The sequence below is a fragment of the Azotobacter vinelandii CA genome, assembly GCF_000380335.1.
In the GTDB taxonomy this organism is placed as follows: Bacteria; Pseudomonadota; Gammaproteobacteria; order Pseudomonadales; family Pseudomonadaceae; genus Azotobacter; species Azotobacter vinelandii.
Genome location: NC_021149.1, coordinates 3,342,743 through 3,367,705, shown reverse-complemented (window position 1 = coordinate 3,367,705; position 24,963 = coordinate 3,342,743). Strand labels below are relative to the sequence as shown.

Below are 24,963 nucleotides of genomic sequence, written 5' to 3'. Positions count from 1 at the left end.
CCGCCATGATCGATAACGACTATCTGCTTGCCTGGACTGTCTACGGCATCGCCGCGCTGGGTTGCCTGCTGGTCTGGTTCCGCCTGACCCGCTGGATGTGGCGCGGGCTGTACGAGCCGTTGCGGGTGCTCATGGCGGTGCTGCTGCTGGCTCCGACCATCGTCGATCCGGGCGAGGGGCTGTTCGCGCCGGCCATCGCCGTCACCGCTCTCGACCTGCTGTTCGGCGTCGACAGCAACGCCTGGCGCGCGGTGGCCGATCTGGCGCTGTACGGGATGATCGGTATGGCCTTGTATCTGTCGCTGATCGGGGCGCGCTGGCTGTTGCTGCGCCGGCGGGGCGTGCTCGGCCCTGCGCCGGCGGACGCTGGCGAGGAGCCGGCGGTGCGCGAGCCGGTGAAGCGTGGCGAAGCCGGCGGGACGCAGGGCCTGCGCGCCGACCGGCGTTTCTGAAACCGGTCCGGGTCGTCTGCGAGGAACCCCCGCGATGTGCGAACTGCTCGGCATGAGCGCCAACGTTCCGACCGATATCGTCTTCAGCTTCACCGGCCTGATGCAGCGCGGCGGGCGCACCGGACCGCACCGCGACGGCTGGGGCATCGTCTTCTACGAGGGGCGCGGCGTGCGGCTGTTCCAGGACCCGGCGGCGAGCGCCGATTCCGAAGTGGCCCGGCTGGTGCAGCGTTATCCGATCAAGAGCGAACTGGTCATCGGCCACATCCGCCAGGCCAACGTCGGGCGCATCTGCCTGGCCAATACCCATCCCTTCGTGCGCGAACTCTGGGGCCACAACTGGTGCTTCGCCCATAACGGCCAACTGGCGGATTTCCAGCCGCCGACGGGGTTCTACCGGCCGGTGGGCGACACCGACAGCGAGCGGGCTTTCTGCGACCTGCTCAACCGGGTGCGGCAGGCCTTTCCCGAGCCGGTGGCGGAGCGGGAACTGTTGCCGGTCCTGGTGAAAGCCTGCGACGAGTATCGTGCCAAGGGTGTGTTCAACTGCCTGCTGGGCAACGGCGACTGGCTGTTCAGCTTCTGCACCACCAAGCTGGCGGAGATCACCCGCCGTTCGCCCTTCGGCCCGGCGCGGCTGAAGGACGCCGACCTGACCGTGGACTTTCAGGCCGAGACGACGCCGAACGACGTAGTGACGGTACTGGCCACCGAGCCCTTGACCGCCAACGAAACCTGGATCGCCCATCGGCCGGGCGAGTGGACGCTGTGGCGGCTGGGCGAGTGCATCGCCCGCGGCAGGGTTTAGGGCGTGTCATCAATTGTTTCCCCGGTTGCGTTGCTGCCGGAAATGGGGCCAGGCCGGGCCGCGTTCGGCAAGGCGCAGCCTGCAGGCAATGGTCATTCCCTTGCCAAAGGCTGCAACGCCGCCTGGCCCCATTTCCGGCGCAGCCTAGGCGGCCCCACCCGCAGGGACGGGCCTGTTTTGGCACAGTGCGGCGTTGCTCGTCGTTCGTTTGGAATGACCAAACTTCTCTCCTCGCGCCTTGCCCTGTGCCAAAACAGGCTCCGTCGCAACGCGGGAAACAATTGATGACACGCCCAAGGCATCACTTGGCCAGATAGCGCATGCCTTCCTCCAGCCCGCTCAGGGTCAGGGGATACATGCGCTGCCCGACCAGGTCGCGGACGATCCGTATCGAGCTGCCGTGGTTCCAGGCATGTTCGGGGGACGGGTTGATCCAGATGAGCTTGCGGTAGATCTCCGTGAAACGCTGCATCCAGGCCAGGCCGGGCTCCTCGTTCCAGTGCTCGACGCTGCCGCCGGGCTGGAGGATCTCGTAGGGGGACATGGAGGCGTCGCCGACGAACACCACCTTGTAGTCCGGCCCGTACTTGTGCAGCAGGTCGTGGGTCGCGATGCGCTCGGAATGGCGCCGGCGGTTGTCCTTCCACAGGCTCTCGTAGATGAAGTTGTGGAAGTAGTAGTGCTCCAGGTGCTTGAACTCGCTGTGGCAGGCGGCGAACAGTTCCTCGCAGACCTTCACGTGGGCATCCATCGAGCCGCCGATGTCCAGCAGCAGGAGCAGCTTCACGCTGTTGTGCCGTTCCGGGCGCAACTGGATGTTGAGCAGACCGGCGTCGCGCGCGGTGTGGGCGATGGTGGCGTCGAGGTCGAGTTCCTCGGCGGCGCCCTGGCGGGCGAAGCTGCGCAGGCGGCGCAGCGCCATCTTCAGGTTGCGCGTGCCGAGTTCGACCTGGTCGTCGAGGTTGCGGTATTCGCGTTTTTCCCAGACCTTGACCGCCTTGCCCCGGCGCTCGCCGGCCTCGCCGATGCGGATACCCTCGGGGTTATAGCCGCCCGAGCCGAAGGGGCTGGTGCCGCCGGTGCCGATCCATTTGTTGCCGCCGGCGTGCCGTTCCTGCTGTTCCGCCAGTCGCTTCCTGAAGGTTTCCAGCAGCTTCTCGAGGCCGCCCAGGGACTGGATCTGCGCCTTCTCCGCGTCGCTCAGCTGGCGCTCGAATTCCTTGCGCAGCCACTCCTCGGGGATCAGCGCCTCGAGCAGGTCGTCGAGGTTTTCCAGGCCCCGGAAGTAGGCGGCGAAGGCCCGGTCGAACTTGTCGAAGTGCCGTTCGTCCTTGACCAGGACGGTGCGGGCGAGGAAGTAGAATTCGTCCATGTCGGCGAACACCAGCCGCCGTTCGAGCGCCTCGATCAGGTCGAGCAGTTCGCGCAGCGAGACCGGTACCCTGGCCGCGCGCATTTCGTTGAACAGGTTGAGCAGCATGGCGGCAGCCTCGTCTATCTGTCTATCGAGCCGTCGGATCGTTTGCTCGCGGATGGCGCGGTGCTCAGCGGGTCCCGCGGCGTGCCATGAACGCCAGGCGCTCCAGCAGTTGCGTGTCCTGCTCGTTCTTCACCAGGGCGCCGGCCAGCGGCGGGATGGCCTTGGCCGGGTCGCGCTCGCGCAGCGCGGCGAGGTCGATGTCGTCGGCCAGCAGCAGCTTCAGCCAGTCGACCAGCTCGGAGGTGGAGGGCTTCTTCTTCAGTCCGGGAATCCCCCGCACGTCGAAGAACACATCCAGCGCCTCGGCCACCAGTTCGCCCTTGATGCCGGGAAAGTGCACGTCGACGATCTTCTGCAGCGTCTCGCGGTCGGGGAAGGCGATGTAGTGGAAGAAGCAGCGGCGCAGGAAGGCGTCGGGCAGTTCCTTCTCGTTGTTCGAGGTGATGACCACGATCGGTCGCTGGCGGGCCTTGACCGTTTCGCCGGTCTCGTAGACGAAGAACTCCATGCGGTCGAGTTCCTGCAGCAGGTCGTTGGGGAACTCGATGTCGGCCTTGTCGATCTCGTCGATCAGCAGGACCACCCGCTCCTCGGCCTCGAAGGCTTCCCACAGCTTGCCCTTGCGCAGGTAGTTGCGCACGTCGTGGACCTTGTCCACGCCCAGTTGCGAGTCGCGCAGGCGGCTCACCGCGTCGTATTCGTAGAGGCCCTGCTGGGCCTTGGTGGTGGATTTGATGTGCCAGGCGATCAGCCGGGTGTCGAGCGATTGGGCCAGTTGCTCGGCGAGCAGGGTCTTGCCGGTGCCCGGCTCGCCCTTGACCAGCAGGGGACGCTGCAGGGTGATGGCAGCGTTGACGGCGAGCCTGAGACTGTCGCTGGCCACGTAGGTGGAAGTGCCCTGGAACTTCATCGTGAATCCTCGCATGGGATGGCGCCGGTGCGCGTCGGTCCGTGGTGACCGAACCAGGAGCCGACTATAACCAAGTGCGGGCGTCGCTGCAGGCGTGATGGGGTCTGGACGGCGCCAGCACGGCGACTTAGGCTTGCCCATCTTTCTGGCACTCAACAGGGAAAGCGCCATGAGCCGCATCTATGCCGACAACGCACAGTCCATCGGCAATACGCCGCTGGTCAAGATCAACCGCCTGGCCCCGCAGGGCGTGACCATCCTGGCCAAGATCGAGGGACGCAACCCGTCCTATTCGGTCAAGTGCCGGATCGGCGCCAATCTGGTCTGGGACGCTGAGGCCAGTGGACGTCTGAAGCCTGGCATGACCCTGGTCGAGCCGACCTCGGGCAATACCGGCATCGGCCTGGCCTTCGTCGCCGCGGCGCGCGGCTACAGGCTGATCCTCACCATGCCGGCGTCGATGAGCCTGGAGCGGCGCAAGGTGCTCAAGGCGCTGGGTGCCGAGCTGGTGCTCACCGAGGCGGCCAAGGGCATGAAGGGCGCCATCGAGAAGGCGACCGAGATCGCCGCCGCCGATTCCGGGCTGTACTTCATGCCGCAGCAGTTCGACAACCCGGCCAACCCGGCGATCCACGAGAAGACCACCGGTCCGGAGATCTGGAACGACACCGATGGCGCCGTGGACGTGCTGGTCGCCGGAGTCGGAACCGGTGGCACCATCACCGGGGTGTCCCGCTACATCAAGCAGACCTGCGGCAAACCGCTGCTCTCGGTGGCCGTCGAGCCGGCCGGCTCGCCGGTGATCAGCCAGACCCTGGCCGGCGAGGAAGTCAAGCCGGCGCCGCACAAGATCCAGGGCATCGGCGCCGGTTTCGTGCCGAAGAACCTGGATCTGACCCTGGTCGACCGGGTCGAGCGGATCACCGACGACGAGGCCAAGGACATGGCCCTGCGCCTGATGCGCGAGGAGGGCATTCTCTGCGGGATCTCCAGCGGCGCGGCCATGGCTGCCGCCGTGCGGCTGGCCGAGCACGAGCCCGCGCTGCAGGGCAAGACCCTCGTGGTGATCCTGCCCGACTCCGGCGAGCGTTACCTGTCGAGCATGCTGTTCGAGGGGCTGTTCAGCGAGCAGGAACTGACCCAGTAAGGCGTGGCGGGGGCCGCTTTCGTCGTATGTCCCGGCGAAGCGGCGCGGTTCCGCCGGTGCCTTTTTGATACGGGTCAGACCGTAAGGACGAAACAGCGGCTATCCTGAAGACAAGGATGGCATGGGTTGCCCATGCAACGGCCGTCCGAAAGCCCCACTTGGTCGTAACCGGAGGACTGGTCATGAACGCTTGGCTCAATCGTTTGCTCACCGATCTTGCTACCTTGTTCGGTCTGGATGCCGCCGGGCGCATGCAGCCCATTCCCCTGGAAAGCGACGAACGTCGTCGTCTGGCCGAGGAGCGGGCACGCCGCCGCTGATCGCTGATCCGACAGGGCGCCTGCGGGCGCCCTGTTCCGTTTTTCCGTCCCGTCCGGGTTGTGGCAGACTTCTCCGCCGAGGAGAATTTATGTCGCGTCCCCGTTGTTCCCGTTGCGCCCGCCCGCTGGGCCATTGTCTGTGCGCGCTCGTCCCCCGCCTGTCCAGCCGCACCCGGGTGCTGATCCTGCAGCATCCCGGCGAGGCTTCGCACGCTCTGAACACCGCCCGTCTGGCTGCCCTGGCCCTGGACAATGGCGAGTTGCGGGTCGGCGAAACCTTCCCTGAACTGGAGGCGGAGCTGGCGCATGGTCCCCGGCGCAGCTGCCTGCTGTTTCCCGGCGCGGGAGCCATGCCGCTGGCCGAGCTGGCGCGCGACGGGGCGCCCCTGCAACTGGTCGTGCCGGACGGCACCTGGCGCAAGGCCCGCCGGCTGCTTCATCTCAATCCGCAATTGGCGGCTCTGCCGCGGGTCGCCCTGCCGGAGGGCCTGTCGTCGCGCTACCGGTTGCGCAAGGCGCCGATGGCGGGAGCACTGTCGACCATCGAAGCGATCGTCTGCGCCCTGAACCTTCTCGAGGGGGCCGGGCGCTTCGATGCCATGCTGCGGCCTTTCGAGGCGCTGATCGAGGGACAGATAGCGGCCATGGGAGAGACGGTCTATCGACGCAATCACGAGGGCGATCCGGCGGCCCCGATCAGTCGTTCCGCACCGGCCGGGTCTTCTGCCTGAGGATATAGATCGTGACCAGGGTGGCACTGGCCAGCATGAAGAGGCGTGCCGGCAACAACGGAATCAGATAGCAGGACAGCAGAATACTCGTCCACATCAGGCCGACCGCGTAGACCTTGCCCTTGAGAGGAATGCCTTCGCCATCCAGGTAATCGCGGATCCAGGGACCCAGGCGGGGATGGCCGATCAGCCAGAAGTAGAAGCGCCGCGAGCTGCGCATGAAGCAGGCGGCGGCCAGCAGCAGGAAGGGCGTGGTCGGCAGCAGCGGCAGGAAGATACCGATCACTCCCAGCGCCAGGCTGAGCAGGCCCGCCGCCTGCAGGGCATGGCGCACCAGGCGGGACTGGCTCTCGCGGACGATCCGCGTCATTCCGCTCCCTCTCAGTTGGGACGCGGTTTGAGCAGCGCCGGTTTTTCCTCGGGAGCGTGGCAGAGCAGGAACAGCGCGGTGAGCAGGTCCGGGATTTGCTGGATCATTTCGTCCACCAGCTTGCGGTCATGGGCGATTTCCGCGAAGTCCGGCTGATCCTCGAACAGGCCCGAGCCGATCATGATCGGCAGCAGCAGTTCGCTGACTTCTTCCTCGGCTTCCTCGAACCAGGCTTCCTCGCGCAGGAACACCCCTTCCATGAAACCGATGCACCAGCCGCGCAGGTCGGAGTCGTCGGGATCGTCGCCCAGGTCGAGTTCGCAAGGCAACTCGGGCTCCTCGTCGCTGGCCAACTGACGGGCGATATGAGCCTTGAGCAGGACTAGCGTGGATTCGACCTCTTCCTGCTCGAGGTCGCTGCGGTAGTGCGGCGGTTCGGCGAACAGGGCGTCGATCCATTCGTGCTCGGGCACGGGGTTCGGACAGATCGACAGTGCTGTCAGATAGCCGTGGGCGGCGACGTAGTCCAACGCCTCTTCATGCAGATCGTCGGCGTCGAGAAAGGCTTGCAGGCGGGACAATTGCTCGGCGAAGGACATGGCGCGACTACCTTGAGGGTTCGGGAGGCTGGATTTTAGCCCGGATAGCGCCCGGCGGCTTGCCGTTGCGCGGTTTTTTTCGTGGTCAGCCGCACGGGACGGGCATTCGGCTGATGTCCAAATGGGGGCGACGGCCGGGCAGTCACGTATAATACGGCGCTTCATGACGGCCCCGCCCGGAGCCGTGCGGTCGATTCAACCCGACGGGCCATCCGGCCTCGTTGCTCCGTCTGGAGTGTCCATGCTCGAACAGGCCCAGCGCATTCTCAAGGAAGTCTTCGGCTACGATGCGTTTCGTGGCAACCAGGCGGCGATCATCGAACGCGTCGCTCGTGGCGGCGATGCCCTGGTGCTGATGCCGACCGGTGGTGGCAAGTCGCTTTGCTACCAGGTGCCGGCACTGTTGCGCGAGGGGTTGGCGGTGGTGGTTTCGCCGCTGATCGCGCTGATGGAGGACCAGGTCGCCACCCTCGACGAACTGGGCGTGCCGGCGGTGGCGCTGAATTCCACGCTGAGCCTCGACGAGCAGCGCGAGATCGCCGAGCGGATCCGTCAGGGCGGGATCAAGCTGCTCTATCTGGCCCCGGAGCGTCTGGTGCAGCCGCGCATGCTGGCCTTCCTGCAGCGCCTGCCGATCGGCCTGTTCGCCATCGACGAGGCGCACTGCGTGTCCCAGTGGGGGCACGATTTCCGTCCCGAATACCTGCAACTCGGCCAACTCGCCGAACTCTTCCCGCAGGTGCCGCGCATCGCCCTGACCGCCACGGCGGACAAGCGCACGCGCGAGGAAATCGTCCAGCGCCTGCATCTGGAAAACGCCGAGCGCTTTCTTTCCAGTTTCGACCGGCCGAATATCTTCTACCGCATCGTCGCCAAGGATCAGCCGCGCAAGCAGTTGCTCGGCTTTCTCGCCGAGCGCCGCGGCGACGCCGGGATCGTCTACTGCATGTCGCGCAAGAAGGTGGAGGAACTGGCCGCCTTCCTCTCCGAGCAGGGTTTTCCGGCCCTGCCGTACCACGCCGGACTGTCCAACGAGCTGCGCACCCTGCATCAGAAGCGCTTCCTCAACGAGGAAGGGCTGATCATGGTGGCGACCATCGCCTTCGGCATGGGCATCGACAAGCCCAACGTGCGCTTCGTCGCCCATCTCGACCTGCCCAAATCGCTGGAGGCCTATTACCAGGAAACCGGCCGGGCCGGGCGCGACGGCCTGCCGGCGGATGCCTGGATGGCCTATGGCCTGCAGGACGTCATCTTCCTCAAGCAGATGCTCAACAATTCCGAAGGCGACGAGCGGCACAAGCGCATCGAGCAGCACAAGCTCGACGCCATGCTGGCGTTGTGCGAGGAAACCCGCTGCCGCCGCCAGGCGCTGCTGGCCTATTTCGACGAGGAACTGGCCAAGCCCTGCGGCCACTGCGACAACTGCGTCGACGGCGTGCAGACCTGGGATGCCACGGAGGCCGCCCGTCAGGCATTGTCGGCCATCTACCGCAGCGGCCAGCGCTATGGCGTCGGCCATCTGGTGGATATCCTGCTCGGCCGCGACAACGACAAGGTGCGCGGCCTGGGCCACCAGCATCTATCGGTGTTCGGTGTCGGCAAGGCGCATGGCGAGGGGGAATGGCGCACCTTGTTTCGCCAGTTGGTCGCCCGCGGACTGGCCGATGTGGATCTGGATGGCTATGGCGGCCTGCGTCTGAACCAGGGCTGCCGGGCGCTGCTGCGTGGCGAAGTGCGCCTGGAGCTGCGCCGCGACCTCAAGCCGCAGGCGCCACGGCCGACGGCCAGCGCCGCCAGCCAGTTGGTCCGGCACGACGAGCGCGAACAGTGGGAGGCGCTGCGTACACTGCGCCGCAGGCTGGCGGAAGAGCACTCGGTGCCGCCTTACGTGATCTTTCCCGATGCCACGCTGCTGGAAATGCTGCGCAGCCGGCCGCGCTCACTGTCCGAGATGGCGCGGGTCAATGGCGTCGGTGCACGCAAGCTGGAGCGCTATGGCGAGGCCTTCCTCGAGGTACTGAACAGGTCCGCCGGGGCGCCGAAACCGGTGACCGATCTGCGTCACGAATTGGTCAGTCTGGCGCGTGCCGGCATGACGCCGGCGCAGATCGCCCGTCAACTGGACTGCACCGAAAAAAATGTCTATAGCCTGCTGGCCGAGGCCATCGTTCGTCGCCAGCTCACGCTCGAACAGGCGCTCGACCTGCCCGAGGAACTGCTGGGCGAGATCCATGACGCCTTTCTCGACGGCGATGGCGAGCTGCCGCCGGTCGCGGCGCTGGCCGAGCAGTTCGGCGAACGGGTGCCGCAGGGCGTGCTGCATTGCGTGCGTGCGGCCCTGCAGACCGAACTCGATCCTTGATCGGCGACTCGTGAGCGGGCCGCTGTCGACATTCCCTGACTAAAAGTCGCGTGGCATATTATTCGACTTGCGGTTACGGTTAGCACACTAATAATTAGTCCAGGTACTAGTGCGAGCTTTCCCATGTCCTACTTGAATCAGCATCGTTTTGCGATGCAACTTGCCCAATTGTCGCGTGCCTGGCGTGCCGAACTGGACCGCCGGTTGTCCGGGATGGGCTTATCGCAGGCGCGCTGGCTGGTGTTGCTGCACCTTGCCCGTTTCGAAACGCGTGCCGGGAAATGGCCGACGCAGCGCGAGCTGGCCGAAAGCGTGGCCGTCGAGGGGCCGACCCTGGCTCGGTTGCTGGACACCCTGGAGGCGCAGGGACTGGTCAGTCGCCAGGCGGTGGCCGAGGACCGCCGGGCCAAGCGGATCGTGCTGAATCCGGTGGCGGTGCCGTTGATCGAACAGATCGAGGCGATTTCCTCCCAATTGCGCCAGGAACTCTTCGATGGGATCGACCCGGAAGAGCTGCGTCTCTGCCAGCAGGTGCATGCGCGGATTCTCGCCAATCTGGAGAAGCGCTGAAGTGCCTTGACCGGCTGCGGCGGTGTCCGGACAGCGGCGCTATCCTGATAGTTGAGCTGTCACGGTTTCCCGGAGGCGCCATGACCGCGACCAAGCCGGAAATCCTCATCACCTACTGCACCCAGTGCCAGTGGCTGCTGCGTGCCGCCTGGCTGGCCCAGGAGCTGCTCAGCACCTTCGGCGAGGATCTCGCCAAGGTCAGCCTGGAGCCCGGCAGCGGCGGAGTGTTTCGCATCACCTGCGATGGCGTGCAGATCTGGGAGCGCAAGGCCGATGGCGGCTTTCCCGAAGCCAAGGCGCTCAAGCAGCGAGTGCGCGATCTGATCGCGCCGGACCGCGATCTCGGCCACAGCGATCGTCCCCGGGGTTCCCGATAGCGACTGGGGCGTTGTCATCGAATCGACCCGGCCTCGTCACGGCCTCTTCATTCCCGGTGTGGAAGATCGGTTAAACCCCGCCGGAGATTGCCGATGAGTAGCGCCCACCTCTTTCAGCAGACCGACAAGCAATCTGTCCGCACCCTCTGGATTTCCGATGTGCACCTCGGTACGCGGGACTGCAAGGCCGAGTACCTGGCGAGTTTTCTCAAACGCTATCACGCCGATACCCTGTACCTGGTCGGCGACATCATCGACGGCTGGCGGTTGCGCAGTGGCATCTATTGGCCGCAGGCCCATACCAACGTCATCCGTCGCCTGCTGACCATGAGCAAGCGCGGCACCACGGTGATCTATGTCACTGGCAATCATGACGAGTTCCTGCGGCGCTATTCGGCGCTGATGCTGGGCAATATCCATCTGGTCGACGAGGCCGAGCACGTCACGGCCGATGGCCGGCGGTTGCTGGTGATCCACGGCGACCAGTTCGATGTGGTTACCCGCTGCCACAGGTGGCTGGCCTTCCTCGGCGACTCGGCCTACGGTTTCACCCTGATTCTCAATCGTTGGCTCAATCACTGGCGCGAGCGCTGGGGCTACGGTTACTGGTCGCTGTCGGCCTTTCTCAAGTACAAGGTGAAGACGGCGGTGAACTTCATCAGCGACTTCGAAGAGGCCATCTCCCGCGAGTGTCTGCGCCGTGGTTTCAATGGCGTGGTCTGCGGGCATATCCATCATGCGGAGATCCGCCGCATGGGGGAGGTGGAATATCTCAATTGCGGTGACTGGGTGGAGTCCTGCACGGCCCTGATCGAGCACTGGGATGGCACCATCGAGCTCTATCGTCTGGCCGAGGAGCAGGCGTTTCCGATGCGTCAGGGAGCCGAGCTGGCGAATGTCATCGAGACGGCCGCATGAGAGTCCTGATCGTCAGCGATGCCTGGTTGCCGCAAGTCAACGGTGTGGTCACCAGCCTGCAGTACCTGATCGGCGAGTTGCGCGAGTTGGGGCATGAAGTACGGCTGCTGTCACCGGGCGATTTTCGCTCCCGGCCCTGTCCTACCTATCCGGAGATCCCGCTGGTCTGGGATCTCTGGCGAGTGGGGCCGGCAATCCGGGCGTTTCGGCCGGATTGTGCACACTTGGCCACCGAAGGGCCTCTTGGCTGGGCGGCACGGCGCTGGCTGCTGAAACACGGGATGGCGTTTTCCACGGCCATCCACACGCGCTTCCCTGAGTATGTGCATACCCGTTGGCCATGGTTGCCGCTGAGCTGGGGCTATGCCTTGCTGCGCGCCTTTCATCGGCCGAGTCGTGCGGTGTTGGTGAGCACCGCGCGACTGCGCGATGAGTTCAGCCATTGGCGGCTGTCGCGGTTGGTCATCTGGCGCAAGGGGGTCGATACCCGTCTGTTTTCTCCCCAGCCGGAGCGGAATGTGGCGGCGGAGCGGCCGGTCTTTCTCTATGTCGGGCGGATCGCTCTGGAAAAGAATCTGGAGGCCTTCCTGGCCCTCGATCTGCCGGGCGAAAAGCGAGTGGTCGGCGACGGGCCGCAGCGTGCGGAACTGGAGGCGCGTTATCCCGAGGCCCGCTTCCTCGGCTACCGTCATGGTCGTGAGCTGGCCGCAGCCTATGCCGAGGCCAGCGTGCTGGTATTCCCTTCGCGTACCGACACCTACGGTCTGGTGATGCTGGAGGCGCTGGCCTGCGGCACACCGGTAGCGGCGTTTCCGGTGCCGGGTCCGTTGGATGTGGTGGAGGCGGATGTGAGCGGTGTGCTCGACGAGGACCTCGGCAGAGCCTGTCTGGCCGCGTTGGTGCTGGACCGCGAGCGGTGTGCCGAATTGGCCGGGCGGCAGTCCTGGCGCGCCTCGGCACTCGAATTCCTGGCTCACCAGGTACTGCTGGATGGCGAGCCATACCCCCTGGCGCAGGTATGCACGGGGTTCCAGCAGGCGGATGCCTTGGCCGACTAAGCGCGTGCTCGCGAGCCCGGCTCCCCATGCTACTGCGAGGTTGGAGCAGGGCGGGGAAAATCGGCCGCCCCGATAGGCCTTCAGGGAGGGCTCGTTACGGTGGCTGGCGTGCTTTGCATGAGGCTGCCACGTCCCCCACCCAGGCCATTCTGGCGGCGGGGTTCGTCGCTTTGCAGAGTCCGCTAGACGATCACTTTGTCCCTGAGCTTTTCCGCAGCCTGGCGCAAGGCCAGAATGACCCGCTCCTTGTCGAAATTCTGGATATCGTTGGTATCCAGATACATGGAGAAACCTGGCATCTCGTGTTCGATGAAGCTGGAAACGGCACCCAGGTCGCGCCGGAAATCGACGATTTGATAGATTTGTACCGGCCGGCTGAAGCCCTTCACCGTGATCTGGCCCTTGTCGCGGCACATGATCACATCCTTCACCAGGGAATAGGTTTCGTGGGAAACGAGAATCTCACCGGCCTCCGAGGCATTTTCCAGACGACTGGCTAGATTCACCTCGCGGCCGATGATGGTGTAGTCCATGCGGGTGTCGGCACCGAAGTTGCCGACCGTGCAATAGCCGGTGTTGATGCCCATGCGGATCTCCAGGGGCTTGGTGATGCCCTGGGCGCGCCACTGCTGGCGCAGCACCTTCATGTGCTTGCGCATGGCGATGGCCATGGATACCGCAGCGACCGCGTCGTTCTTCGCACCTTCGGTGGTGGGATCGCCGAAGAACACCATCACCGAGTCGCCAACGAACTTATCGATGGTGCCGCCATATTTCAGGGCGATCTTCGACATTTCGTTCAAATAATTATTGAGCAGGTCGGTCAGGGCCTCGGCTTCGAGCTCTTCCGACAGCTCGGTGAAACCCTTGATATCGGAGAAGAACACGGTGAGCTTCTTGCGCTGGGTTTCCAGGCATACGCTCTTTTTTCCGGTGAAGATCGATTCCCAGACCTGGGGCGACAGGTATTTGGCCAGGCTGCTGGCCAGTTGGGCGGACTTCTCCTGCTCCTGTTTGATCTCGGCGCGAATCTGAATCAGCCGTTGGCTCTGCCGATGGACGAAGCAGGCGGTGATACAGACGTACAGCATGGTGAGGGCAATACTCACCAAGGAGACGATATCGGTCGTGGGACCCAGGTAGGCGGGCGCCAGCAGCATGTTGGCCAGTAGTGCCGTGCTCAGGGCTACCAGCATGGCAAGTGTCAGATTGCGTGTGCCGCCTGTCATGAGGGCGCCGAAGCAAAGCGTCAACAGGAGCATCAGGCTGGGTACTATGGAGAAGCCCAGAAGCGCTGCTGCCGATCCGACATGGATCGCATCGAAGAACAGCAGAACCTGGTTGGTCTGTTGCGGATGGTCGAGTCGGTAACCCTGACTGAGGTGGTGGGCAAGAGGGGGATAGAGCAGGGCATAGGGGATCAGCCAGAGAATGTCGTAGCTGAAATACTGTACGTAGATGCCTGTGGCGATGCTTGCGGCAGCTGAGATGTAGGCCAGCATGCGCGAGTAGTATTGGCGCAGCGAGTAAGAAGGAAAGGTGGGCAGTCCGTCTGGGCAACTACTACTTACGTCTTTCATGAGGGGGAAGCCTTCCTTGCCGCTACTGCTGGAGCTTATGCTTATTATGGGTGCAGGAGCTTATGCTTTAGCCGTAATGGTTACAATCAGGCGTTGAAAGATAGCGTATGCGACTTTCAGGTATGATCGGACCGGGGTTTTCTGCTCACCGATGGTCGCCGCAGGCGCTCAGATGCCCATGTTGGCCAGGCTTTGCAGGATATTGCGCAGAGTCACGGCGAGCGCCGGGTGCTGGGCCTCGAAACGTTCCACGGCCAGGTTGAGGCCATCCACCAGGCTGTCGCTCGGTGCGCCACCCGCGTCACGGGCCAGCTGTAGTTCGATTTCTTGAATGAGGGAGGACATCCTGGCGCGCTCATCGGCGCTCATCGACGGATTCTGCGCCAGTTGATCGCGTAGCTCCTGTAAATGTCGCTGCAGATTTTCGGGCATGATAAATCTCCTTATGAAATTTCCTTGTAAAGAGAATAGTTCAGGCCGTTAGTGCCTGCTTGATCCTGATCAACGGGGGAAAGGTTTTGCCATTTTCGTCGATATGGAGCTGGCCAATTGGAGCTCCGGCCTCCGGGATGCATGGTTCTTTCCCCCCTGATCGGGCAGGATTTGCGTCGAGCCGGTTTCTTCCCAGTAGCCAGGCGGTGGGGCCTGGCTTCAGCGCAGCAAAAATAGTGGTGATATGTGACACATGGATGACTGACGTCGCTCCGGCGTCGGCTTGGTCGCTTCGGCGTTAGCCTGATTGCAAGAGCCTGTGACCGAGTATGACTTTGGTTTTATCCACAATCGCGGTTCTGCTGCTGCCTGAATGCATAGCAGACTATATACTCGGCCACCATATGAATAATTCTTCGCGGAGGAGGTACCTGCAATGCGTGTGATTGCCGCCGACCGGACCAAACGATTGGGCCGTTCACTAGTCTGTGCCGGGCTGGCCCTGTTGCCCGTAGTGGCAGCGGTTGCTGAGGAAGACCCTTGGGAAGGGGTCAATAGGGCAATATTCCGTTTCAACGACACCCTGGATACCTATTTTCTGAAGCCGGTTGCCAAAGGCTATCAGGCGATTACCCCGCAATTTCTCGAGGACGGCATTCATAACGTCTATCGCAACATCGGCGATGTTGGCAATCTGGCCAATGACCTGATGCAGGCCAAGTTCCACGATGCGAGTGTCGACAGCAGCAGGTTTCTGTTCAACAGCACCGTGGGCGTGCTGGGCTTTTTCGACGTAGCTACCAAGATGGGACTTGATCGTAATGACGAGGACTTCGGGCAGACCCTGGGCGCCTGGGGGGTCCCGAGTGGTCCCTATGTGGTATTGCCGTTTTTCGGGTCGAGCACGGTGCGTGATGGCGGTGGATTGCTCGTAGACGCTTATACGAAACCCTATCCATACATGGATGACGATGTCCGGAGCCGCAACATCATGTTCGGCATCGAGGTCGTGGATACGCGTGCCAGTCTGCTGTCGGCGGAAAAGCTCATCACTGGTGACAAATACATCTTCATTCGCAACGCCTACCTGCAGAATCGGGAATTCAAGGTGCAGGACGGCAAAGTGGAAGACGACTTCTGAGGCATCTGTCCCGGTGCCCTACATGCCAGTCTTTCTGACTGGCATTCCCCCTGTCGTGGTTCCTGCCTTCGGGTGCCGAGCAGAGTGCGGCGGTCGTGCCTTTATAGCGACACATCATGCATTTTGCGCTCGCAAATATGGTTACCAGCGCATGCTTGAATCACCAGGCAGATGGGAGTACCGTCTGCGCCGTGATGCGAACTCACCACTAGTGCTTTGGCCAGGGGCAGGCTGTATATCCTCTCCCTGCGCAGTCAGCCCGGATACCTCATGCACAATTCCAGTGCCAAGCTGCTGATAATCGATGACGACGAAGTCGTCCGTGCCAGCCTTGCGGCCTACCTGGAGGACAGCGGTTTCCAGGTGTTGCAGGCAGGTAACGCCCTGCTAGGGCTCGAGGTCTTCGAGAACGAGGAGCCTGACTTGGTCATTTGCGACCTGCGCATGCCGCAGATCGATGGCCTGGAGCTGATCCGGCGGATGAGCGAGCAGCAGGGCGAAACCCCTGTCATCGTCATGTCCGGTGCGGGAGTCATGAGCGATGTGGTCGAGGCGCTTCGCCTCGGTGCGGCCGACTACCTGATCAAGCCGCTGGAAGACCTTGCCGTGCTCGAGCATTCGGTTCGTCGGGCACTGGACCGAGCGCGTCTGCGTGTGGAGAACCGCCGCTATCGGGAAAAGCTGGAGGTCGCCAACCGGGAGTTGCAGGCCAGCCTGAGCCTGTTGCAAGAGGACCAGAATGCCGGGCGCCAAGTGCAGTTGAACATGCTGCCGGAAACGCCTTGGGAAGTGGATGGATTGTGTTTCGCCCACAAGATCATCCCCTCCCTCTACTTGTCGGGCGATTTCGTCGACTATTTTCGGATCGATGAGCGCCGCTTGGGCTTCTACTTGGCCGATGTTTCCGGCCATGGCGCTTCTTCCGCATTCGTCACCGTGCTACTCAAGTTCATGACCACGCGCCTGCTGTACGAGTTTCGGCGCAATGGCGCTTTTCCCGACTTCAAGCCCTCCGATGTGCTTGCCCACATCAACCGTGGCTTGATCAATTGCAAGCTGGGCAAGCATGTGACCATGCTTGGTGGCCTGATCGACTTGGCTGCCGATCGGCTAACCTACTGTGTAGGGGGGCATCTGCCGTTGCCAGTGTTTTATAGCGATGGCGAGGCTTCCTACCTGAAGGGGAGCGGCCTGCCGGTCGGCCTGTTTCAGGATGCCCACTACGAAAATTACGAGTTGCAGTTGCCAGCATCCTTCAGCCTGACCTTGGTATCGGATGGAGTACTGGATCTTTTGCCGGGGGAGACGCTCAAAGAGAGAGAGGCCGTTCTGCCGGACCGCGTAAGGGCTGCAGGAGGTACTCTGGATGGATTGCGCCAGGTATTGGGATTGGCCCAGCTGGGCGAAATGCCGGATGATATCGCCTTGCTGGTGTTGAACAGGAACCTTGCATGAGTATTGGGAAAATCCAGTTCGCCGAGCAAAGCGGCACCTTCGTCCTCAAGTTCGTCGGAGAAATCCGGCTGACCTTGTGTTCGGCTCTGGATGACACTATCGAGCGGATCTTCGCTGCCCTCAACTTCTCCGCTATTGTCATCGACCTGACCGAAACTCAGAGCATCGACAGTACTACCCTGGGGCTTCTGGCCAAGCTTTCGATTCTCTCCCGGCAAAAGGTCGGCATGTTGCCGACAGTGGTGACGACCCATCCGGACATCACCCGCCTGCTGCAGTCGATGGGCTTCGATCAGGTATTCAACATCGTCGATCGCCCGGTTCCCTGTCCCGAATGTCTTTCCGAACTACCTTCCCAGGACCAGTCGGAAGAGGTGGTCAAGGCCAAGGTGCTGGAAGCGCACCGCATCCTCATGGGGCTGAACGAGTCCAACCGGGAGGCTTTCCACGATCTGGTCAGCGCTCTCGAGCGCCAGTAACCGGATTCCGGGGGGCGGAGCGGTCCTCGGGACGCCCCGCCTCCTGCATCAGATCTTCTCGCTCAGCAGTGCCTCCAGCTTGATCTGGTCGCGGGCGAACAGGCGGATGCCCTCGGCCAGCTTTTCCGTAGCCATGGCATCTTCATTGAGCGCCCAACGGAAGGTTGGCTCATCCAGCGTCTGACGGGGTTCTCCGCTACTGCCGGGAGCCAGCTTGCGCTCCAGGGAACCCTGTTCTCCGGCCAGTTGCTGCAGCAGTTCGGGGCTGATGGTCAGGCGATCACAGCCGGCCAGTTGTTCGATCTGCCCCAGGTTGCGGAAGCTCGCGCCCATCACCACAGTGTCATAGCCATTGGCTTTGTAATAGTTGTAGATGCGCGTGACCGACTGTACGCCAGGGTCTTCCACGCTGGCGAAGTCGCGTCCCTCGGCCTTCTTGTACCAGTCGTAGATGCGTCCGACGAAAGGAGAAATCAGGAACACTCCCGCATCGGCACAGGCCGCGGCTTGGGCGAAAGAGAACAGCAAGGTCAGGTTGGTCTGGATACCGGCCTTCTCCAGGCGTTCCGCCGCGCGGATACCTTCCCAGGTGGCGGCGATCTTGATCAGTACGCGCTCGCGGGTGATGCCGGCCTGCTCGTAGAGGCCGATCAGGCGCTCGGCCCGACCGATGGTGGCTTGGCTGTCGAAGGACAGGCGAGCGTCCACCTCGGTGGAGATGCGCCCTGGAATGACCCCGAGAATTTCCTGGCCCACGGCGACGGCGAAGCGATCGCAGGCCAATCCTAGGTCGCCGCTGCAGCCTGTTATCGCATGCTCCAGAAGTCCGGCGTAGCGGGGTAGGCTGGCGGCCTTGAGCAGCAGCGAGGGGTTGGTGGTGGCATCGACCGGCTGCAGGCGGGCGATGGCATCCAGATCGCCGGTATCGGCGACTACCGTGGTGTGTTGCTTGAGTTGCTCCAGCTTGGATGTCATGAACTCTGTCCTTTTTGCGATTGCCTGACCTTACCCGAGCACCGGGGTGCACTCAACGGGCAACTCGGGGGCCTGTTCGGAAAACCGTGGAGCGGCCAGCGCTTCGATACCTGGCATGGCACAACGTTCCCTAAGCGACTCCTCAGCGTCCTTCGAGCAGCGTCACCGCTCGGTCGAACAACGCCAGAGGATCGTCGGCCTTGTGAATGTCCACCGACAGCAACTGGCGGAAGCGGCGTGCCCCGGGAAAGCCCTGTCCCAGGCCCAGCACGTGGCGAGTGATATGGTGCAGGGCGCCACCTTCGTTCAGATATTGCTGGATGTAGGGGCGAAGACGCTTCAGGGCCTCGTGCCGACTGAGCGCCGGCAGAGGGCTGTCGAACAGCTCGCGGTCGACCTGGGCGAGCAGATAGGGATTGTGATAGGCCTCGCGACCGATCATCACTCCGTCGAAGGAACGCAGGTGCAGGCGACATTCTTCCAGGGTTTTGATTCCGCCATTCAAGACGATTTCCAGATCGGGAAAGTCCTGCTTGAGCTGCGCGACTATCTCATAGCGCAGCGGCGGGATCTCGCGGTTCTCCTTGGGCGATAGCCCGGCGAGGATGGCGATGCGAGCGTGCACGATGAAGCTCCGGCAACCGGCTTCGCATACTTGACCGACGAAGTCGCGGAGTTCGCCATAAGAGTCCCGACCATCGATACCAATGCGATGTTTGACCGTGACCGGAATGGTCACCGCATCGCGCATCGCCTTCACGCAATCGGCCACCCGTGCCGGATCGCCCATCAGGCAGGCTCCGATCAGGTTGTTCTGCACTCGGTCGCTCGGACAGCCGACATTCAGGTTGATCTCATCGTAGCCGGCCTCCTCGGCCAGCCTCGCACAGGCGGCCAATTCGCCAGGAACACTGCCACCCAGTTGCAGGGCGAGGGGATGCTCCATCCGCTCATGGCGCAGAAAACGCCGGGCATCACCATGCAGCAGCGCGCCAGTGGTGACCATCTCGGTATAAAGGAGGGCATGGTACGACAACTGCCGGAGAAAGAAGCGGCAATGTCGATCGGTCCAGTCGAGCATCGGCGCCACGCAGAAGCGGCGGGACGGCTCGGGGCGCGTGGTTGCTTGGGTTGAGCTTGATTTCTCGAGCATTTCTTCCTGCGCGTTTCGGTCGTGTTTTGGGGTGTTTCCGGGTTTTTCGATGCTCAGTGGTACGATGTACCACCGCGCTAACCTCGCATATCACCGCTCATGGCAGCCATTCGAGCCCGAAAACTCAGAGACGGATCGGTGAGTTATACCGCTCAGACCCGCATCAAGAAAAATGGCGTTCAAGTTTATCAAGAGAGCCAGACCTTCGCCCGAAAGCAGGCGGCGCAGGCATGGGCGAAGCGGCGATAGACCGAGCTTGCCGAGCCGGGCGCGATAGAACGGGCGGGCCGCGGCGGTTCCATGCTCAGGGATATCATTGCCAGGTACCTCGATGAGGTCGAACGGATCGGCCCGCTCGGCAAAACGAAGCGGGCCACGCTGGAGGCCATCGGCGAAACCTGGATCGGTACGCCGACCGACCTCGAAATCACGAGTCAGGCACTGGTCCGGTATGCCCCCAGTGGCGAATGGGCGACGATGGCGGGCGCGTGCTCGGGCAGACGGTGGGCAATGATCTGGCCCACCTGGGGCGGTGCTGTCCGTGGCCAGGCCGGCGTGGGGATACGGAGATCGACCAGCACGCGATGGCCGGCGCCCGCAGGACGCTGAAGAAGCTCGGGGTGAACCTGAGAAGCGAGGAACGCGACCGACGGCCTGTGCTGGATGAGCTGGACAGGCTGCTGTGCCACTTCGAAGACATTCTGCGCCGCCGGCCCGTCGTCGGCCAACATGCTGAAGATCGTGGGATTCGCGCTTTTCAGCACGCGACGCCAGGACGAGATCACCCGCATCCGCTGGGCGGACGTCGACGAAAAGCGACGCGCCGTGCTGGTCCGCGACATGAAAAACCCTGGGCAGAAGATCGGCAACGACGTCTGGTGTCATCTGCCCGACGAGGCCTGGGCGATCCTGCAGAGCATGCCGCGGGAGCGGGAGGAGATCTTTCCCTACAACGGCAAGTCCATCGGCTCGGCTCGGCCTGGACGCGGGCGTGCCACCTGCTCGGGATCGAGGACCTGCATTTCCACGACCTGCGCCACAAATTCTCCCAACATTGCAAGCGCTGCTCAAAACAAAACCCTCTCTACGCAATGTATCAGCCTGAACGCATCGACTTAATGCGTTGCGCATAGCACCTCCCGTCCCGATGATCATTGCTTGCAGCAGGTTCTTGCGCGTCCGCCTGTGCGGCCGTGGCGCCCGCTGTCATCCATTTCTTCGTTCCGCAGACCCGGCTAGGGGATACCATGACAACAAGTATAAGAAGCACGACCAGTGCAGAGCACCTTGCCCATATCGACAGCACCATTGCCAAGTGCCGCTGGCGCCTCCTGCCGTTCCTCGCGCTGGCTATGATCGACCGTGCCAACGTGGGCTTCGCCAAGCCGCCCTGCAGGCCGACCTCAGTCTGGGCAACGCCGCCTTCGCTCTGGCGGGGATCTTCTTCATCGGCTACGCGTTGTTCGAGGTGCCGAGCAACCTCATGCTGCACCAGGTTGGCGCCCGGGTCTGGCTGAGCCGGATTATGATCACCTGGGGCTTCGTCTCGGCCGCCATGATGTTCAGCCGCGACGAGACCACCTTCTACGTCCTGCGCTTTCTGCTTGGTGTCGCCGAGGCGGGCTTCTCGCCGAGGGTGATCCTCTATCTGACCTACTGGTTCCCGGCGGCGCGCCGTGGCCAGGCGATCGGCATCTACTATTTCGGCCTGCCGTGCGCCCTGTTGCTAGGCAGTCCGCTGTCCGGCTGGCTGCTGGACATGCACGGCATGTTCGGTCTGACCAGCTGGCAGTGGATGTTCCTGGTCGAGGGGCTGGCCGCCGTGGTGGTGGGTTGCGTGGTGCTGTTCTACCTCGACAGCAAGCTGCACGAGGCGAAATGACTGACCGCTGATGAAAAGAGTGCGCTCAGCCATGAGTTGCAGGTCGAGGACCAGCACAAGCTCGACCACGGCCCGTGCAACCTGCGGGGACTGTTGAGCAACCGCCGCAACCGCCGCGTGCTGGGCTTCATACTGATCTACTTCAGCATCCAGATGAGCGTCTACGAGGGATCATCTACCTGCCGACCCGCATCGCCGAACTGCTCAGCACCACGGTCGGCCTTGAGGTCGGGCTGTTAGTCGCCATTCCCTGGCTGTGCGCGGCGGTGGTCATGTACTTGGTGACTCATTTCGCCGACCGGCACGCCGCCCACCTGCCTATGGCCATGTACATGCTGGACATGGCCTCGCTGGGTATCGCCGCCCCGGTGCTGCTGGCTTTCTGCTTCGCCGCCTCCGGGCTTCGTCACCATGCAACCGCTGTTCTGGACCCTGCCGACCGGCTACCTGGGCGGTGTGGCGGCGGCCGGCGGCATAGCCCTGATCGGCTCGCTGAGCACTTTCGCAATTGCCCCCGGCTCAACCATGGCCCCATTGAACGCCCGGAGCGGGCAGGCCATAGAGACCGTTACCTTGAAGAAAGTTGCCGGCAGGGAAGTCGGTGGGAAGTAAGAGCATCAGCTCCGGGCCGGCAGCGGCCCGGAGCTGATGCTCTTACTTCGAGCTGGCAAGTTCGACGGCAGGCTCTGCTACTTCGACTGACCTGCGGCTGCCGTGAAGCTTCCAGAGCAGGCCGACGCCCACCAGCCCGGTCAGCGATAGGCTGAGCATGCCGACCTGGAGACTGGCGAACCAGGCCTCCATATGGGCCTTGAGCATCGGCGCGAGGAAGCCGCCCAGGTTGCTGGGTCGCCGAGAAGATCGATCTCGGCGCCAGGCTGATGCCCTATCTTGGATCTCCTATGAGGTAGTGTTCGAGTCGAGTTTTCCGCTCGTAGGGAAGGGTTTGCGTGTGTCTCGGTATCTCTGCCAGGCGGAATGAGGAAAATCTCCTGCGTTCCGGATTGGACCTCTGCGCCAGCGCCAACCCTGCTGAAGGAAGGGTCGCACAAGTGCCCCTCCTGTTCCGCTTCCACCTCCTCGCGACGGACCTGGATCTCCTCGATGGAGATGGAGGCGCTATCGAGCCGCTGGGAACCGAGGTAGAAAAGATCCTCCTCGTTGGCTCATCACAGGGCAATCGTCTCGATCAAATCGTCCAGCGAGAAGGCGGCAGTATGTAGCCCGACATCGCCGGCCTTCGAGGTCACGGTGAGCCACAGACGATTGCGCCCTGAGCAGACCAGTTCCATGTGCTCTTCTGGGAGTCGGCAGTTGTTCGTGTCCCACGGGCGGATCTCACTGGTGAGCAATGTCCAAGCCTTCGGAAGCCGCATCCGTGCTTCGCTCAAGTACCTCGTCTCGCAGGCGTCGATCAGCATTTTGGTGCGCTGGCGCAAGATCCAGAGAGAGGCCCCGGCGAAGCACAGGTAGCAGGGGCCGTCCTCGATGAGGCGCGGGCGGGCCAGGTTCGTCGCGGCGGCGGTTTCGTCGACGAAGATCAGCTTGCGCCAGTCAAAACCGGGTTCGAACCACTCCTGTCGGGCTGCCTGAACGTCCGGCCGCTGCTGCTCGGCCGCCTGCGCGGTCTTTTTTTGAACGTCATGTCGTGCCGGTCGAGAAACGTCCATACCATCGCCAGGCTGACCCGAATACCGCGCTCCCGCTCGAGGGTTGCGGCGAGCTCGGCCAGCGTCAGGTCGGGGGGTTGCTCGAGCAGGCCGAGCAGATAGTCCGCATGGGGATCGAGCCGCAAGCCCCGGGGCTTGCCCTGTCGGCGGGCGACGAGTTCTCCACCTTCCCGAAAGCGCCGCACCCAGACGATCGCCGTCGCCGTGCCGACGTCGAATCGCTCGGCGGCCTGCCGAGCCGACAGCCCACCCATGGCCGCGTCGACGACGCGCTGGCGAAGATCCGTACTGTATGCCCGAGCCATTCCGATCCCCTTGTCCGAGCGGGAGAGGAGAACCGAAATGACCAGGAAGAGCAACCCCTGTATGTCGAATTCGTATTTTCTAAAAATGCTCTAGGGCCTGTTAACACTACTCTCCGCGAGCCGCGTTGCTGCGGCAAATGGCGCCAGGCGAGGCGCGGGACGCAGGGAATGGCATTCCCTTGCCAAGTCCCGCAACGACGCATGGCGCCATTTGCCGCGCAACCCGCAGGGACGGGCCCGTTTTTGCGCGGAGCGTCGTTACTCGTCGTTCGTTTGGAATGACCAAACTTCTCTCCTCGCGCCTAACCCCGCGCAAAAACAGGCTCCGTCGCGGCCGCGCGGAGTAGTGTTAACAGGCCCTAGTCGACCATTTTCTTCATGAGCTTGAAGAAATCAGGAAGACGCGAATTGCCACCAACCGGCAAGGGGCCAAACGCTTTGCACTCGCTACTGGCGTCCACAGCTTATCGGGTGAAGCGATTGCAGCAGTCACACTGGTTGGTCCATCGATCGACGTCGAATCTCGCATTGATGAACTGAGTGCATTACTTACTCAATATGTCGATGCTTGGTCAAAACGATCGGTATCCGCGCGGGAAGCGATTTGAGTCATATACCAAGGCCTTTTTAGAAGTTCTTCGCGCAATCTTGGGGAACGCGAGGATTGGCAGACAGGGAAGCAGGTAAATTGGCAGTCGCCAAACAAACCAACCCTGCCCCCTGCCGTCACAGTGAATCCTATTGATCCTGCCGCTTTCTGGCTTGGCTATGGCGTCGTAGCCGGCACTCACTCTACCGAAAATACCCTCACGCTCAGTCTCGAACCCAAGGCTTCCCAACTGCCACGCTGTGGTCGCTGCCAGCAGCTCAGCCCGCTGGTGCATGACCGGCGTATCCGCCTCATCCGGGACCGGGATCTGTTCGACCAGCGCGTCCGGTTGCGCCTGCCTGTCCGCCGCGTCGACTGCCTGTACTGCGGGTGTGTCACCGAGCACATCGACTGGCTGCTCCCGGCCAGCCGCCTGACCTGCCGACTGGGCGCCTGGATCGAGGCCCTGCTGCAGTTGCTGCCGATCAGCCATGTCAGCCGACTCACCGGACTGCATTGGCATATCCTCAAGAGGATTGACAAGCGCCGCTTGCAAGCTTCGGTCGGCGCCTTCGATCCCGACGACGTACGTCGCTTGGTGATGGACGAGTTCGCCCTGCACAAGGGGCATCGCCATGCCACAGTGATCATGGATGCTGAGTGAACGCGTGTCCTCCAGGTGGGGCAGGGCAACAGCCGCCAGGCCATACACCCATTCTTCGAGCGGTTCGGCGAGCGCTGACGGTAGATCGAGGCGGTGGCGATGGACGTGAACACCGCCTTCGACCTGGAGTTCAGGCGGCATTGCCCTCAGGCGGAGGTCGTGTACGATCTGTTTCATGTGGCGGCTCGCTACGGGCGGGAGGTGATCGAGCGCGTCCGGGGCGACCAAGCCAAATACCCTGCGCCATGAGAAGCCGGCCCGCCGGGTGGTCAAGCAGAGCCGCTGGCTGCTGCTGCGCAACCGGGACAACCTCAAGGAGGCGCAGAGAGAGTGGTTTAGTTCCCGTGCAGCGCTTTGCCCGTCTATGCCCGAAGCATCCTGGCCCGTGTCCGTTTCCCCATGCACACCAGCCTGCTCGGGGGGAGCACCGGATCAAGGTGATCAAGCGCATGGGCTATGGCTTCAGGGACACGGACTACTTCCTCCCGAAAATCAAGGCCGCCTTCTCCGGAAAAAGGCGATGAACCAAAAAC

The 24,963-nt window shown here is 62.9% G+C and carries 23 protein-coding genes and 3 pseudogenes; 17 read left to right on the top strand and 9 right to left on the bottom strand.

From position 1 onward, the window contains the following. Positions 1–5 precede the first annotated feature (5 nt). The gene (locus AVCA_RS14925; RefSeq protein ID WP_012701830.1) at positions 6–452 is read left to right on the top strand and encodes a hypothetical protein; all 447 of its coding nucleotides are present in this window, start codon (positions 6–8) and stop codon (positions 450–452) included. 34 nt (positions 453–486) lie between these two features. Then, positions 487–1,260 carry a class II glutamine amidotransferase gene (locus AVCA_RS14920; protein ID WP_012701829.1) on the top strand — a complete coding sequence of 258 codons (774 nt, stop codon included), beginning with the start codon at positions 487–489 and terminating at the stop codon, positions 1,258–1,260. 301 nt (positions 1,261–1,561) lie between these two features. On the opposite strand, the gene AVCA_RS14915 is transcribed toward AVCA_RS14920, so the two are convergent. Next, positions 1,562–2,740, bottom strand: a complete 1,179-nt coding sequence (locus AVCA_RS14915; RefSeq protein ID WP_012701828.1) for a vWA domain-containing protein — start codon at positions 2,738–2,740, stop codon at positions 1,562–1,564. Between the two features lie 64 nt (positions 2,741–2,804). After that, the gene (locus AVCA_RS14910) at positions 2,805–3,650 is read right to left on the bottom strand and encodes an AAA family ATPase (protein ID WP_012701827.1); all 846 of its coding nucleotides are present in this window, start codon (positions 3,648–3,650) and stop codon (positions 2,805–2,807) included. 169 nt (positions 3,651–3,819) lie between these two features. Between AVCA_RS14910 and cysK the strand changes: the two genes are divergently transcribed. The 3 genes from cysK (at position 3,820) to AVCA_RS14900 (ending at position 5,848) form a co-directional block, all read left to right on the top strand. Then, positions 3,820–4,797 carry a cysteine synthase A gene (gene cysK / locus AVCA_RS14905; protein ID WP_012701826.1) on the top strand — a complete coding sequence of 326 codons (978 nt, stop codon included), beginning with the start codon at positions 3,820–3,822 and terminating at the stop codon, positions 4,795–4,797. A gap of 182 nt (positions 4,798–4,979) precedes the next feature. After that, positions 4,980–5,117 (top strand): PA1414 family protein, encoded by a 138-nt coding sequence (locus tag AVCA_RS26480; RefSeq protein ID WP_012701825.1) that lies wholly within the window; start codon positions 4,980–4,982, stop codon positions 5,115–5,117. Between the two features lie 89 nt (positions 5,118–5,206). Further along, the gene (locus AVCA_RS14900; protein WP_012701824.1) at positions 5,207–5,848 is read left to right on the top strand and encodes a tRNA-uridine aminocarboxypropyltransferase; all 642 of its coding nucleotides are present in this window, start codon (positions 5,207–5,209) and stop codon (positions 5,846–5,848) included. Here AVCA_RS14900 and AVCA_RS14895 read toward each other — a convergent pair. Further along, positions 5,814–6,218, bottom strand: coding sequence for a YbaN family protein (locus AVCA_RS14895; protein ID WP_012701823.1), 405 nt, complete (start codon positions 6,216–6,218; stop codon positions 5,814–5,816). The genes AVCA_RS14900 and AVCA_RS14895 overlap by 35 nt on opposite strands. An 11-nt stretch (positions 6,219–6,229) precedes the next feature. After that, positions 6,230–6,817, bottom strand: a complete 588-nt coding sequence (locus tag AVCA_RS14890) for a UPF0149 family protein (RefSeq protein ID WP_012701822.1) — start codon at positions 6,815–6,817, stop codon at positions 6,230–6,232. Between the two features lie 241 nt (positions 6,818–7,058). On the opposite strand from AVCA_RS14890, the gene recQ reads away from it, so the two are divergent. The 5 genes from recQ to AVCA_RS14865 all read left to right on the top strand — a co-directional run bounded on the left by recQ (position 7,059) and on the right by AVCA_RS14865 (position 12,105). Further along, entirely contained in the window at positions 7,059–9,182 is a 2,124-nt protein-coding gene (gene recQ / locus AVCA_RS14885) for a DNA helicase RecQ (RefSeq protein ID WP_012701821.1), read from the top strand. Between the two features lie 123 nt (positions 9,183–9,305). Beyond that, positions 9,306–9,752: a MarR family transcriptional regulator gene (locus AVCA_RS14880; RefSeq protein ID WP_012701820.1), complete on the top strand. Its 447-nt coding sequence runs from the start codon at positions 9,306–9,308 to the stop codon at positions 9,750–9,752. A gap of 80 nt (positions 9,753–9,832) precedes the next feature. Further along, the gene (locus tag AVCA_RS14875; protein ID WP_012701819.1) at positions 9,833–10,129 is read left to right on the top strand and encodes an Rdx family protein; all 297 of its coding nucleotides are present in this window, start codon (positions 9,833–9,835) and stop codon (positions 10,127–10,129) included. A 93-nt stretch (positions 10,130–10,222) separates the two neighbouring features. After that, positions 10,223–11,047, top strand: a complete 825-nt coding sequence (locus AVCA_RS14870) for a UDP-2,3-diacylglucosamine diphosphatase (RefSeq protein WP_012701818.1) — start codon at positions 10,223–10,225, stop codon at positions 11,045–11,047. Then, positions 11,044–12,105 carry a glycosyltransferase family 4 protein gene (locus tag AVCA_RS14865; RefSeq protein WP_012701817.1) on the top strand — a complete coding sequence of 354 codons (1,062 nt, stop codon included), beginning with the start codon at positions 11,044–11,046 and terminating at the stop codon, positions 12,103–12,105. Before AVCA_RS14870 ends, AVCA_RS14865 begins: the two co-directional genes overlap by 4 nt. 182 nt (positions 12,106–12,287) lie before the next feature. Here the strand turns inward: AVCA_RS14865 and AVCA_RS14860 are convergent, their stop codons facing one another. Together AVCA_RS14860 and AVCA_RS14855 are read right to left on the bottom strand one after the other, a co-directional pair. Then, complete coding sequence (locus AVCA_RS14860) at positions 12,288–13,685, bottom strand: adenylate/guanylate cyclase domain-containing protein (RefSeq protein WP_012701816.1); 1,398 nt, start codon at positions 13,683–13,685, stop codon at positions 12,288–12,290. A 168-nt stretch (positions 13,686–13,853) separates the two neighbouring features. After that, on the bottom strand, positions 13,854–14,117 hold the full coding sequence (locus tag AVCA_RS14855) for a DUF4404 family protein (protein ID WP_012701815.1): 264 nt from the start codon (positions 14,115–14,117) through the stop codon (positions 13,854–13,856). A 436-nt stretch (positions 14,118–14,553) separates the two neighbouring features. Between AVCA_RS14855 and AVCA_RS14850 the strand changes: the two genes are divergently transcribed. The 3 genes from AVCA_RS14850 (at position 14,554) to rssC (ending at position 17,192) form a co-directional block, all read left to right on the top strand. Further along, positions 14,554–15,258: an MlaA family lipoprotein gene (locus AVCA_RS14850; RefSeq protein ID WP_012701814.1), complete on the top strand. Its 705-nt coding sequence runs from the start codon at positions 14,554–14,556 to the stop codon at positions 15,256–15,258. A gap of 270 nt (positions 15,259–15,528) precedes the next feature. Next, positions 15,529–16,713, top strand: coding sequence for a two-component system response regulator RssB (gene rssB, locus AVCA_RS14845; protein ID WP_012701813.1), 1,185 nt, complete (start codon positions 15,529–15,531; stop codon positions 16,711–16,713). After that, positions 16,710–17,192 (top strand): anti-sigma factor antagonist RssC, encoded by a 483-nt coding sequence (gene rssC, locus AVCA_RS14840; protein ID WP_012701812.1) that lies wholly within the window; start codon positions 16,710–16,712, stop codon positions 17,190–17,192. Before rssB ends, rssC begins: the two co-directional genes overlap by 4 nt. A gap of 48 nt (positions 17,193–17,240) precedes the next feature. Here rssC and tal read toward each other — a convergent pair whose 3' ends face one another. Together tal and dusA are read right to left on the bottom strand one after the other, a co-directional pair. Further along, the gene (gene tal, locus AVCA_RS14835; protein WP_012701811.1) at positions 17,241–18,167 is read right to left on the bottom strand and encodes a transaldolase; all 927 of its coding nucleotides are present in this window, start codon (positions 18,165–18,167) and stop codon (positions 17,241–17,243) included. A 142-nt stretch (positions 18,168–18,309) separates the two neighbouring features. Then, positions 18,310–19,320 (bottom strand): tRNA dihydrouridine(20/20a) synthase DusA, encoded by a 1,011-nt coding sequence (dusA, locus tag AVCA_RS14830; RefSeq protein ID WP_012701810.1) that lies wholly within the window; start codon positions 19,318–19,320, stop codon positions 18,310–18,312. Positions 19,321–19,419: 99 nt separating this feature from the next. Between dusA and AVCA_RS26825 the strand changes: the two are divergent. The 3 genes and pseudogenes from AVCA_RS26825 to AVCA_RS27270 form a co-directional block, all read left to right on the top strand. Continuing rightward, a pseudogene (locus AVCA_RS26825) lies at positions 19,420–20,363 on the top strand (site-specific integrase); the annotation flags it as partial. A gap of 204 nt (positions 20,364–20,567) precedes the next feature. Further along, a pseudogene (locus AVCA_RS27275) lies at positions 20,568–21,127 on the top strand (MFS transporter); the annotation flags it as partial. Positions 21,128–21,613: 486 nt separating this feature from the next. Further along, entirely contained in the window at positions 21,614–21,814 is a 201-nt protein-coding gene (locus AVCA_RS27270) for a hypothetical protein (RefSeq protein ID WP_012701805.1), read from the top strand. A 928-nt stretch (positions 21,815–22,742) separates the two neighbouring features. On the opposite strand, the gene AVCA_RS14805 is transcribed toward AVCA_RS27270, so the two are convergent. After that, on the bottom strand, positions 22,743–23,231 hold the full coding sequence (locus AVCA_RS14805; RefSeq protein WP_144061732.1) for an IS630 transposase-related protein: 489 nt from the start codon (positions 23,229–23,231) through the stop codon (positions 22,743–22,745). A 677-nt stretch (positions 23,232–23,908) separates the two neighbouring features. Between AVCA_RS14805 and AVCA_RS14800 the strand changes: the two are divergent. Next, positions 23,909–24,954, top strand: a pseudogene (locus tag AVCA_RS14800) (ISL3 family transposase). The last annotated feature ends 9 nt before the right edge of the window (positions 24,955–24,963 follow it).

Coding starts and splice junctions, on each gene's coding strand:
- AVCA_RS26480 (WP_012701825.1), top strand. CDS start 4,980: ATGAACGCTTGGCTCAATCGTTTGCTCACCGATCTTGCTACCTTGTTC.
- AVCA_RS14890 (WP_012701822.1), bottom strand. CDS start 6,817: ATGTCCTTCGCCGAGCAATTGTCCCGCCTGCAAGCCTTTCTCGACGCC.
- AVCA_RS14860 (WP_012701816.1), bottom strand. CDS start 13,685: ATGAAAGACGTAAGTAGTAGTTGCCCAGACGGACTGCCCACCTTTCCT.
- dusA (WP_012701810.1), bottom strand. CDS start 19,320: ATGCTCGAGAAATCAAGCTCAACCCAAGCAACCACGCGCCCCGAGCCG.
- rssB (WP_012701813.1), top strand. CDS start 15,529: ATGCACAATTCCAGTGCCAAGCTGCTGATAATCGATGACGACGAAGTC.
- AVCA_RS14915 (WP_012701828.1), bottom strand. CDS start 2,740: ATGCTGCTCAACCTGTTCAACGAAATGCGCGCGGCCAGGGTACCGGTC.
- AVCA_RS14895 (WP_012701823.1), bottom strand. CDS start 6,218: ATGACGCGGATCGTCCGCGAGAGCCAGTCCCGCCTGGTGCGCCATGCC.
- AVCA_RS14865 (WP_012701817.1), top strand. CDS start 11,044: ATGAGAGTCCTGATCGTCAGCGATGCCTGGTTGCCGCAAGTCAACGGT.
- cysK (WP_012701826.1), top strand. CDS start 3,820: ATGAGCCGCATCTATGCCGACAACGCACAGTCCATCGGCAATACGCCG.
- AVCA_RS14925 (WP_012701830.1), top strand. CDS start 6: ATGATCGATAACGACTATCTGCTTGCCTGGACTGTCTACGGCATCGCC.
- AVCA_RS14875 (WP_012701819.1), top strand. CDS start 9,833: ATGACCGCGACCAAGCCGGAAATCCTCATCACCTACTGCACCCAGTGC.
- AVCA_RS14850 (WP_012701814.1), top strand. CDS start 14,554: ATGCGTGTGATTGCCGCCGACCGGACCAAACGATTGGGCCGTTCACTA.
- recQ (WP_012701821.1), top strand. CDS start 7,059: ATGCTCGAACAGGCCCAGCGCATTCTCAAGGAAGTCTTCGGCTACGAT.
- AVCA_RS27270 (WP_012701805.1), top strand. CDS start 21,614: ATGCAACCGCTGTTCTGGACCCTGCCGACCGGCTACCTGGGCGGTGTG.
- AVCA_RS14855 (WP_012701815.1), bottom strand. CDS start 14,117: ATGCCCGAAAATCTGCAGCGACATTTACAGGAGCTACGCGATCAACTG.
- AVCA_RS14910 (WP_012701827.1), bottom strand. CDS start 3,650: ATGAAGTTCCAGGGCACTTCCACCTACGTGGCCAGCGACAGTCTCAGG.
- AVCA_RS14900 (WP_012701824.1), top strand. CDS start 5,207: ATGTCGCGTCCCCGTTGTTCCCGTTGCGCCCGCCCGCTGGGCCATTGT.
- AVCA_RS14880 (WP_012701820.1), top strand. CDS start 9,306: ATGTCCTACTTGAATCAGCATCGTTTTGCGATGCAACTTGCCCAATTG.
- tal (WP_012701811.1), bottom strand. CDS start 18,167: ATGACATCCAAGCTGGAGCAACTCAAGCAACACACCACGGTAGTCGCC.
- rssC (WP_012701812.1), top strand. CDS start 16,710: ATGAGTATTGGGAAAATCCAGTTCGCCGAGCAAAGCGGCACCTTCGTC.
- AVCA_RS14920 (WP_012701829.1), top strand. CDS start 487: ATGTGCGAACTGCTCGGCATGAGCGCCAACGTTCCGACCGATATCGTC.
- AVCA_RS14870 (WP_012701818.1), top strand. CDS start 10,223: ATGAGTAGCGCCCACCTCTTTCAGCAGACCGACAAGCAATCTGTCCGC.